Below are 1,192 nucleotides of genomic sequence, written 5' to 3'. Positions count from 1 at the left end.
TTTGGATGACTTGTGGATCGGAGTGAAAGGCTAATCAAGCCCGGAGATAGCTGGTTCTCCTCGAAAGCTATTTAGGTAGCGCCTCACGTATCACCGCCGGGGGTAGAGCACTGTTTCGGCTAGGGGGTCATCCCGACTTACCAACCCGAGGCAAACTCCGAATACCGGTGAGTGCGAGCGTGGGAGACACACAGCGGGTGCTAACGTCCGTTGTGAAAAGGGAAACAACCCAGACCGTCAGCTAAGGTCCCGAAATCCTGGTTGAGTGGGAAACGATGTGGGAAGGCTCAGACAGCTAGGAGGTTGGCTTAGAAGCAGCCATCCTTTAAAGAAAGCGTAATAGCTCACTAGTCGAGTCGGCCTGCGCGGAAGATGTAACGGGGCTAAACCAGGTACCGAAGCTACGGGCTTGCCGAATGGCAAGCGGTAGAGGAGCGTCGTGTACGCCGACGAAGGTCCATTGAGAAGTGGGCTGGAGGTATCACGAGTGCGAATGCTGACATGAGTAACGACAATGGGGGTGAAAAACCCCCACGCCGGAAGACCAAGGGTTTCTGTTCGACGCTAATCGGAGCAGAGTGAGTCGGCCCCTAAGGCGAGGCCGAAAGGCGTAGTCGATGGGAAACGGGTCAATATTCCCGTACCTCACGTGGTTGCGATGGGGGGACGAAGAAGGCTAGGTGAGCCAGGCGTTGGTTGTCCTGGTGAAAGCCGGTAGGCTGGGGGTTCAGGCAAATCCGAACCGCCAAGGCCGAGAGGCGAGACGAACGCCCCACGGGGCGGAAGTCATCGATGCCACGCTTCCAGGAAAAGCCTCTAAGCTTCAGATCACGTGAGACCGTACCCCAAACCGACACAGGTGGTCAGGGTGAGAATCCCCAGGCGCTTGAGAGAACTCGGGTGAAGGAACTAGGCAAAATGGTGCCGTAACTTCGGGAGAAGGCACGCCGGCTTAGGGTGAAAGCACTTGCTGCTGGAGCCCGAACCGGTCGAAGATACCAGGTGGCTGCAACTGTTTATTAAAAACACAGCACTCTGCCAACGCGTAAGCGGACGTATAGGGTGTGACGCCTGCCCGGTGCCGGAAGGTTAAGTGATGGCGTTAGCTCCGGCGAAGCGCTTGATCGAAGCCCCGGTAAACGGCGGCCGTAACTATAACGGTCCTAAGGTAGCGAAATTCCTTGTCGGGTAA

General features: G+C 56.6%; 1 rRNA gene. It reads left to right on the top strand.

What is annotated here, in order from left to right:
• A 23S ribosomal RNA gene (locus tag GFD32_RS13180) occupies positions 1-1,192 on the top strand; the annotation flags it as partial.

The organism is Halomonas faecis (assembly GCF_010993975.1).
GTDB classification, from domain to species: domain Bacteria; phylum Pseudomonadota; class Gammaproteobacteria; order Pseudomonadales; family Halomonadaceae; genus Halomonas; species Halomonas faecis.
Note: the sequence above shows the minus strand (reverse complement) of the source record. Positions and strands in the feature narration are given on the sequence as shown.